The 9,002-nt window shown below is 43.5% G+C and carries 9 protein-coding genes; 2 read left to right on the plus strand and 7 right to left on the minus strand.

Annotated elements, in window-relative coordinates; all coding sequences use genetic code 11:
* Window positions 1-749 precede the first annotated feature (749 nt).
* Window positions 750-2,228 (plus strand): MFS transporter, encoded by a 1,479-nt coding sequence (locus ACR0P9_RS03945; RefSeq protein WP_432617532.1) that lies wholly within the window; start codon window positions 750-752, stop codon window positions 2,226-2,228.
* Window positions 2,229-2,354: 126 nt separating this feature from the next.
* Here ACR0P9_RS03945 and ACR0P9_RS03950 read toward each other — a convergent pair whose 3' ends face one another.
* The 3 genes from ACR0P9_RS03950 to ACR0P9_RS03960 are packed head-to-tail and all read right to left on the minus strand — an operon-like array spanning window position 2,355 to window position 5,484.
* A complete protein-coding gene (locus ACR0P9_RS03950) occupies window positions 2,355-3,635 on the minus strand; it encodes a polysaccharide deacetylase family protein (RefSeq protein WP_432617533.1) in 1,281 nt (426 codons plus the stop codon).
* A complete protein-coding gene (locus tag ACR0P9_RS03955) occupies window positions 3,589-4,359 on the minus strand; it encodes a PHP domain-containing protein (RefSeq protein WP_432617534.1) in 771 nt (256 codons plus the stop codon). Before ACR0P9_RS03955 ends, ACR0P9_RS03950 begins: the two co-directional genes overlap by 47 nt.
* Window positions 4,360-4,374: 15 nt before the next feature.
* Window positions 4,375-5,484: an ATP-grasp domain-containing protein gene (locus ACR0P9_RS03960; RefSeq protein WP_432617535.1), complete on the minus strand. Its 1,110-nt coding sequence runs from the start codon at window positions 5,482-5,484 to the stop codon at window positions 4,375-4,377.
* 207 nt (window positions 5,485-5,691) lie between these two features.
* Between ACR0P9_RS03960 and ACR0P9_RS03965 the strand changes: the two genes are divergently transcribed.
* A complete protein-coding gene (locus ACR0P9_RS03965; RefSeq protein ID WP_432617536.1) occupies window positions 5,692-6,309 on the plus strand; it encodes a VanZ family protein in 618 nt (205 codons plus the stop codon).
* A gap of 45 nt (window positions 6,310-6,354) precedes the next feature.
* Here the strand turns inward: ACR0P9_RS03965 and ACR0P9_RS03970 are convergent, their stop codons facing one another.
* From ACR0P9_RS03970 to ACR0P9_RS03985, 4 genes are read right to left on the minus strand one after another with little or no spacing between them, the layout of a single operon-like run.
* On the minus strand, window positions 6,355-7,149 hold the full coding sequence (locus tag ACR0P9_RS03970; RefSeq protein ID WP_432617537.1) for an urease accessory protein UreD: 795 nt from the start codon (window positions 7,147-7,149) through the stop codon (window positions 6,355-6,357).
* Window positions 7,149-7,757, minus strand: coding sequence for an urease accessory protein UreG (ureG, locus tag ACR0P9_RS03975; RefSeq protein WP_432617538.1), 609 nt, complete (start codon window positions 7,755-7,757; stop codon window positions 7,149-7,151). The genes ACR0P9_RS03970 and ureG overlap by 1 nt, the downstream gene beginning before the upstream one ends.
* A 22-nt stretch (window positions 7,758-7,779) precedes the next feature.
* Window positions 7,780-8,469, minus strand: coding sequence for an urease accessory protein UreF (locus ACR0P9_RS03980; RefSeq protein ID WP_432617539.1), 690 nt, complete (start codon window positions 8,467-8,469; stop codon window positions 7,780-7,782).
* 9 nt (window positions 8,470-8,478) lie between these two features.
* The gene (locus tag ACR0P9_RS03985) at window positions 8,479-8,922 is read right to left on the minus strand and encodes an urease accessory protein UreE (protein WP_432617540.1); all 444 of its coding nucleotides are present in this window, start codon (window positions 8,920-8,922) and stop codon (window positions 8,479-8,481) included.
* Window positions 8,923-9,002 lie beyond the last annotated feature (80 nt).

Below are 9,002 nucleotides of genomic sequence, written 5' to 3' on the forward strand. Positions count from 1 at the left end.
AACTTGTCCTTTCGAGGCCAAATTACTGACCGGTTCGGGCTTTTGCGCCGGATTTATGATGTGTTGCATTATTGCGCAGTTTTTTGTTCAAAATCTATCGGTATATATCGCTTGCTTCCCGTATTTCCTATAGGCTCATATCTACAATCTATGATTCAAGAACGGCTGGATATGCGGCTGTGAATCTGACTCGGCTGAGTCAGATCTGAAGTTCGTCAATGCATGATTTTTGTATTTTTAAATTAGTCTGCCAAAAATCACGTCTTGACATCTGCGTCTATGGCATTTGAATCTCCGGTTCGTCAATTTCCGCCATTTCCACAACCGCCTTGTACGATTTTTGCCATACAACTGGATGCTGCCCTAAAATATACATAAAAATGTTCCAGCTCTGTACAGCTCCATGATAAATCTCCACACTTTTTTGTTACTTTTCAACTACATTTTGATATAAATATAACATATTCATTCTTTGTATTTTGCTATCGTATGTTCCAGCATATATTTTTTTACGAACGTGCACAATATACGTTATATCTGCGGAAAAATTTTTGTCAGATTTTCGTTTTCTTTTATCCTTTACGCAAAATATTTGATAGCTTCCTAAGTGATTTTTACAATTTTGTTACGGTTAAAATCATACAAGTAGCTTGCGTTCACGCGCACGCGGTGATATAATAAACAAAATCTAAATTCACAGTGTTTTTCATCCCTGTAAAAAAACACGCGTGCAACGGGAGGGAATAATTATGGAAAAGTCTGATGTAACCAGCATGAGAAAATCCAAAAGTCATGAAGGCGGTATAGCAGAACTTCTTAATTTTAAGCAGAAAAACAAGGATATGAACGAGTTTATCAAAGTGCCTATGTCGGAGAAATTGGCATATTGCTTTGGCGATCCGGCACTGACGCTCATATACACAATCACAACTACCCTTCTCACCTACTTTTACACGAACGTTGTAGGCATTTCTGTCGGTGCGGTTGGTATGATTTTGCTGCTGTCGCGTGTTTTTGATGGATTCTCCGATGTCCTGATGGGTACGATTATTGACCGCACGCACTCCAAATATGGTAAGGCTCGTATCTGGATTTTGAGATTGGCACTACCTTACGCAGCAGCGGCCGTTCTCCTGTTTACCATGCCGCCGTTTGGCAACACCGGCAAGATTATCTATGCATTTTTGACATACAATCTGATGAACACCGTTGTATACACGGCAATCAGCCAGCCATTTCATTCGCTGGGATCGCTGATGAGCCGTGACCGCACGGAGCGAGACACCATTTGCAATATCCGCATGTTGCTTTCTATCACAGCAAGCATGATTGTAACGGCATTTACCCTGCCGCTCATCAATAAAGTTGCCGACATGACACATAATCCGCAGATTGCTTGGGTTATTGTAACCGCTGCATATGCGCTGTGCTCGGTATTTATCTTGCTCAACACGTATGCAACCTGTACGGAACGTGTCAAGTCGGATGAAGTACAGAAAGAAGACATTCCGTTCAAAATTGCATTCAAAGCTACCATTACAAATAAGTATTTTCTGATTGCGTTGGGTCTGATGCTGTTCTACACGGCATATCAGATTATCATTGGTACGGACCTGACATATTATTGCCAGTATGTTCTTGGTGATGTAAACTTAGTTATGCCGCTGTCTGCCGCTGAAAAGATTTGCACGATTGTCGGCATTGCCCTGCTGCCGAAGCTGCTGCCGAAATACGGTAAGCGCAACTTGATTTGTGCCGGCTGTCTGCTGGGCATCGCCGGTCAGCTGCTGTTCCTTGCGAATATTACTAGCGTACCGCTCGGTATCGTGACCTGTATGATGCGCGGATTTGGTATTGCACCGTTCTATGGCGTACAGTATTCGCTGCCGAGTGACGCGATTGAGTATGGTCACTGGAAAAACGGCATCCGTGTAGAAGGCTTGATGTTCTCGTCTATGAGCATGGGTCAAAAGGCCGGTTCCGGTATTACTTCCGCTGTTATGAGTGCTATCCTGTCTATGGCGGCATTTAACGGATTGAAGGCAACTGCTGCTGAACAGACCGCTGCAGCGATTAGCGCGATTAAGGCATTCTATCTGTATGTTCCGATTGCACTGTGGGTAATTATGTTCGCCATCGCAGCTTGCTACAGCTTGGATAAAGTATACGGCAAGATGATGAAGGAACTCATTGCACGTGAAGGTAAAAACGTGGATGCGTTGGAATAAATAATTGATATGTGTGTGAAACCCCGTCACAGAAGCGCTTCTGTGACGGGGTTTTCTGGTTATTCTTGTACATGTTTATTGTCTAGCTCAGAATGATAATATGCTAGGATTTCTCCTAACATATCATCATTTTTTGTACGCCGCATACACGCCGCGGCGCGTAAAATCATTTGTCTGCTCAAAATATGCTTCCGGCAGTGACTCAACGAACTGTTCTGCTTTCGCCGATGTCGGCAGAATGCCGTTCTCCTGACACCAAGACAGCGCGCAGTCATACGCGCCAGCCTTCTTATTCTTTCGGATTTTTGCAACACGGCGTGAGATTGCTTCTTTTTTCGGTGCGAGCAGCATTGCCAACTCCCCAATTGTCATCTTGTCATCCAGTCTCAAATGATTATCAGAGAATACAATCGCATGTTCTTTCGCCAATTCTACCAGCTTTTCAAACAGCGGATCATCCCGGCCGACATCTGCAAACGGACTTTCTTCCATGAGATCTCGAACACTGACAACCTGATAGCCATATTCTTGCAGGATTTTTAATTGTTCTCCCAATGCAAACGCTACCGGTGTACGTTTTGCCATGTTGTAGCCATCTTTTTGGAAAATAATCTGTCCACAGAAAAAGTCCGGATCTTTTTCCAAAGCATGGCGAATTGGGTCAATCATCGCCTGTACTTCTGCTTGCAATGCTTGCTCTGGATCTGTATGAGTGGACGGCAGCCAGCCTGCGCCATCAAAAGAAGCTGCCATATACTGGTAATTCATAGCATCATATGCGTCATAACTCGTAAATCCATCTGGCATCTTATCGACATAATGCGGTGGACGGGAAAGAATCATCGTATAATTGTATCTGTCCTTCATGAGTTGATGCAGGCGGTTTAAGTCTGTGACAGCCTCATCTAAGCCGTGAAAATGCTCGCGTGCGCCATATACAAATGGCTTCTTGCCAAAAATCAGATGTCTATAGCTGTGATTGGTAATTTCATGGCCTTCATCCAAAATACGTCGAATCAGTCGGTCATTGTGTTCTGCACCGCCCTTGTCATCGCAGTGAATATCTGGATAATGGTCAAATTTGATACCGCCCCATGCGGCACTTCCGAGTTTTCCGGCTTCATCTGGATAATTGGCACTAGTGTCGCCAATAACATCAAAACTGCCCTTGGCACCGTATTCTTTCATCGTATCCAGCAAAACATCAGTCAATGTTTTGCCATCAAACCGATCCGGTGATGCTGGCATTCCCATTGGACCGTCATCAAAGGTCATAGCACAGATTCTCTTTGTCGTCTGGATGCGTTCAATGCGGCGTGTGTATCCTACATAATGTTTTTCTGCTGGTGTAATAAACTTTTTAACGATTCGTTTTCCCTTTTTGCCAAGTTTTACAATCAATGACATGATCGGATTCCTTTCCTCTGATACAATCTTCTGCAAAGCATTTCGCAGCAAATAATACCCATTTGCCATATGCGGCTATCCCTGCGTTTGTTCTTTTTCGTTTTTGCAATTGACTTTTTGCCACACAGATAGAGCGTCCGCGTTTCCCCTGTACTTCAGCGGCACCACGCAGTAACGCTTGACGGACAGACAGCAAATCCAATGCATCAACCTCTACGGTCACGATACCATTTCCAATTTCTTCAGGAATATGTGCATCACTTCCGGCTGTTACAGGCTTTTTCCATTGTTTCGCCAGTTCTAATGCCATCGCATTTGCGCGTTTATTTTTTCTGTCAGCTCGTCCGTTCCAAATTTCCACACCGTCTAGTTGCTCTATCACATTGTCCAGCCGATGTATATCCAGACTATGCTCAAACGGATGTGCAATGACAGCCAAGCCGCCCTGTGTGTGAATCATATGTACAGCTTCATCAAATTGACTGGTAGAGATTTGTTCTGTGATAAAAAGCCCCAATACATGACCGCGTTCTGTAGATACTTCTATGCCCGGAATGATTAGAAAATCATCATACTGCGGGACGGTTTCCAACGCTGCATCATGGTCACAGACTGCAATCCCCTGTAACCCACGCTGCCGTGCCTGTGCTACAATGTCCGGAATTGACATGCATCCATCTACAGAACGTTGCGAGTGAATATGTAAGTCTAACCGAATTGTCATACAGATCCCTCTTTTTTATCGTTGAAATAAGCTCTGCTTGAGATATGTGCGGAAAACCCGATTATCTCCTTTGCCATGCAAGGCTTCTTTCGCTGTAAAGCAATCACCGATTCCTCGCAGTGCTGTACCAACTTGACCAGATTTCAAATAATGTAAGATAGCAACCGTGTCATTGAGGAAAAAGCGCATCCGAACGCCAATTTTATAATCCTTCGGTGTGTATGGCACAGCTTCTCCGGACGCTGCTCGCGCGTATTGTGCGACAAACGGACTTTCTGTTGCTTCTGTCATCGGAAAGCTTCCCCAGATACGCGGATTGACTTCCAACACACAATGATCTTTAAACTCTACCATACCGAATCCAACAAAGCCAAACGAGTGAAAGAGCTGATAAGCTTGTCGAATCATTGTCTCATCATAAAAACTCTCGCAGCAAGTAGATGGTCCGCCGGTAATCGGATATTCTCGAATTCTCCGATGGCACAACGCACAGATGAGATTTCCCTCTTTGTCGAGCAGCAGACTGACGCCTGCTCCAGCGCCTTCAATTTTCTGCTGTACAAGCGGCTGGGAATCATATTGACGCATCTTCGTCATAATGGCATGATATTCTTCGGTATTATGTGCAACAGCATAGCGGTCTGCCGCTTTCAGGCCGAATTTTTCGCCGCAATGCGGTTTGATAACGACTGGAAAATCATCTGGCTGATTATCCTTATATTGTTTCGGAACTGGTATTCCCAATTTTTCTGCGCGTTCATGAACAATTTCTTTATCGTTCAATTGGTCTAACACAGATTGCGATGCCACCAAAAAATCTGCGATGCTCGAAAACTCTTCGCGCTGTGCTGCAACCAGATTTAATGTTACCGCACCAACACAAAACAATATTGGTCTTTCATAGTCTTGCAGAACGGAAATCAATCGTTTTTTGTATTCTGTATCCGTTACATGACCGTCAATCCACCGAAATTCTGCACAATGCTTGGAAACTGAGACTGGCGGCGCTGTCTGTACGTCTTCTCGCGTCTGCGTGACAACTACATGATACCCTGCACGGCTCAGTGCACGCACAGCAGCGATTGACATGCGATATTTTCCATCTGTTACAATTGCTGTTTTCATCTATTTATTTCTACCCTTTGCGTGCTAAAAATTGATATATTTTATTATAAACGCCTGCGCATGTTTTTGCAATATCTTGCGTTCTCTATTTTGCATTTAGAATCTTTGTGTCCATTTTTAAGAACTTCGTAAGAAATTTTTAAAAATATCACAAACCATTTGCTTTATCATCAATGTATCAAATAAATTTCTGGAGGCGACGATACGATGATCGATATGATTTTCTCTTTATGTTCTTATTATTTCATCGGTTTGCCGATATATCTTTTCTGTGGCTGGTTGTTATATCGTCGCTATAGAAAACGTCAATCATGTTCCAAAGGTTTTTTCGTCGGTTGGCAGATTTTTGCGCTCTTATTATCTATGATGTTTTCTGTCACCGGAACTGGCGGTATTGATAATGTTGTATACAATATGCAAACTAGCGGCCACTTGATTCAGTCCTTTGATCTCAATGTTATCCCATTTACCAATACAGATTTGACTGGCTTGGTATTAAATATCATTTTATTTGTACCATTTGGCATTATGCTGCCGATCTTGTGGCGTCCATGCAGCGGAATATTTGTCGTGCAGACAGGATTTTTTCTTTCAGCAGCAATTGAACTCTCTCAGCTATTTAACATGAGATCGACTGACATCAATGACTTGATAACCAATACATTGGGTGCATGTCTCGGATATGTAATATACAAACAGATCTTTCATCGCATAACATGGTTTCAAGCAGACGATCCGCATAACAAACAGACCATATCGTGTTGTATCATTCTGATTGTTGCCGTTTACATGTGTATTGCGTCCCCTATTTCTAATCCAATATAGATATAACAAAAAATCCGAGAGTTTGATATACTCTCGGATTTTTTGTTATGATTTGTATGTTTCAAATAACTGTTTCAACTGGTCGCTGATGCGCTGCAATTGCTGAGCGCGAACGCCAAACAAGCGTACAATGAGATTATTTGGGTCTAATGCCGTGACACCGCCATCACAATCATTCGCATCAATCAGCTTCCAAATTTCCTCTTGCAGCTGTGTATCGACGCCAAACAGCAACAGATTTGCCATATGTGTATAGCCTTCATACATACCAATAGATTCCATCGTCATTTTTTCCGGTTCATATCGGGTATTATCCCGGTAAATTAGCGTACCGGCACGATATACCATGATTTTAGAAGAAAATCTTCGGTAGGCAAATCGTTCTCCATATGCTGTGCGGCCGCAAGACAAAATGTCCTGAAAGAATAAATGGGAGGATTCATCAGACAATTGTATGTCAATCGTGCTGTCAAAAGCACTGTGTGCAAACGGAATTACCGGCTGCGGCGCATAATACAATGTTGCGTTATGTTCCACATCCAGATGGATATGCCGTTGTGCGCAGCCATCATCCATTTTATGAATCTTGTCATACGATTGCGATAAGACTTCTAATTCTGCATTTTCCCCTACTTGATACGAAAATTCTTGTCGGTCTCCGCGCATGATGCCTGCGGAAGCGCAAACAGGAATAATCTGCGCGCCGCCGTTCGGCTTTGGAAATGGGTGCATCAGCTTATACGGTGCAGTAAAAGAAACATCCGTCAAAATTGTCTTTCCATCACGATATTCTGCTTGAACAGCCAGTTGAGATGTTTTGCCAAATTGATTGCGTTCCATTATAATCCTTCCAGTAAGACATTCTTTTTGATCCAAGCAATAACCTGATCAACATTTTCGCCGCTCCGGATGTTGGTAAACAAAAATGGACGCTCTCCGCGCATCTTTTTCGAGTCTCGCTCCATGACTTCCAGGCTGGCACCGACATAAGGAGCTAAATCAATCTTGTTGATGATGAGCAAGTCAGAGCGTGTAATGCCAGGACCACCCTTGCGCGGAATTTTATCGCCTTCTGCCACATCAATGACAAAAATCGTCGCATCGACAAGCTCCGGACTAAATGTCGCAGACAGATTATCGCCGCCGCTCTCAATAAACAGCAACTCAATGTCCGGGAATCGCTCCATCATGTCATCAACTGCTTCCAAGTTCATCGAGGCATCTTCTCGAATTGCTGTGTGCGGGCAGCCGCCGGTTTCCACACCGATAATGCGTTCAATCGGCAAGACACTATTTTTTGCCAGAAATTCGGCATCTTCTTTGGTGTAAATATCATTGGTAATAACACCAATGCTGTAATCCTTTGCCATACGGCGCGAAAGTGCTTCAATCAGAGCAGTTTTACCGGAACCGACCGGACCCGCAACGCCAATTTTCACATAAGACATGTTCCATGCTTCCTTTCTCAAATTAGGACATATATAAACGAGAATATAATTTTTCGTGTTGAATGCCGCGTAAATCAAATCCTGGTGCGGACAGGCACAAATCGTCTTCCGTCCATGTCAGAACATCACGGAGAATTTCTTCTAATGTATCATAACAGCTGCTCAGCAAATATTGACCGGCGCTCTGACTCAGCGGAATCGTCTTTACGCAGTTTGTTATCATCACAGAGGTCTGCGCGTATAGATAATGTGCCAAAATTTCTTGCTCTTCCAACTGTAAAGCGGCGCAGAACACACCGTAAATACAGCAGTGTGTCATAGGCTTTCCTTTTCTGGCAGCAATATAATCAGAAAAAACAGGCAGGATTTCCGGCAGTTTTAGTTTTTCAATGGTTTTGGCAAAGCGTGAACCCATTTTGCGTGACGCTTCTCGCTGTTCCATTGGCAAACGAGAAGCCGCCAGCAATGTTTCCAGTCGCATCAGCCCGTCTATATCCTGCTTTGCCGCGTATTCATAGGACAATCGAACCGTCAGCACATCGGTATACGCCAAATTCCAGCGCAGTTTGTTTTCTATGTATTGTGCCGCCGTTGCTTCGTCATGTACAATATCCTTTTGAATATACGTTTCCAATCCCATGGAATGCGAATATCCGCCGATAGGAAACAGAGCATCATTCACCTGAAGCAAATAAAACTGTGTTTTGTTCATGATAACACCTTAGTGATGATGGTTGTTGATGGACGAAGACAGCGCCTTGTCAAAATCAAACTGAATCTGTATTTTTTCGACAGAAACGCCATGAATATGGCTCAATTTTTCCATCATCGGTTCGTGATACGGAATATAAAAGGTGAAATCGTCTTCTCCGCGAAACATCGTCGTGTGGGTGTTGCCGACTTCATAGCACAGCTTTGCAATCTGCTGCGGATGATCTTCTCGAACCTTGGCGCGAATGGCATCGCAGGCCGGAATATTGACAGCAACAATGGTCGTTTCATCCTGATAAATGACATCATCCTGACGCAGACCGCGTGTTAAGATCGAATCGTCCATTCGGATGCCGATTTCTCTTCCGTCTTTGGTTGTCAGTCTGTGAATTTTCTTATATGCATCATGCCACGGGATGTCTACCGTCACAATTTCTTTTCCGGCAGTATCCATATCTTGCAGTTTTCCTAAAATATGCTCACACAACATAAAAATTCCATTCCTCACTCTGAATCTAAAAGTATGGTGGCAGT

It is taken from the genome of Butyricicoccus sp. (assembly GCF_050872565.1).
Classification (GTDB): domain Bacteria; phylum Bacillota; class Clostridia; order Oscillospirales; family Butyricicoccaceae; genus Butyricicoccus_A.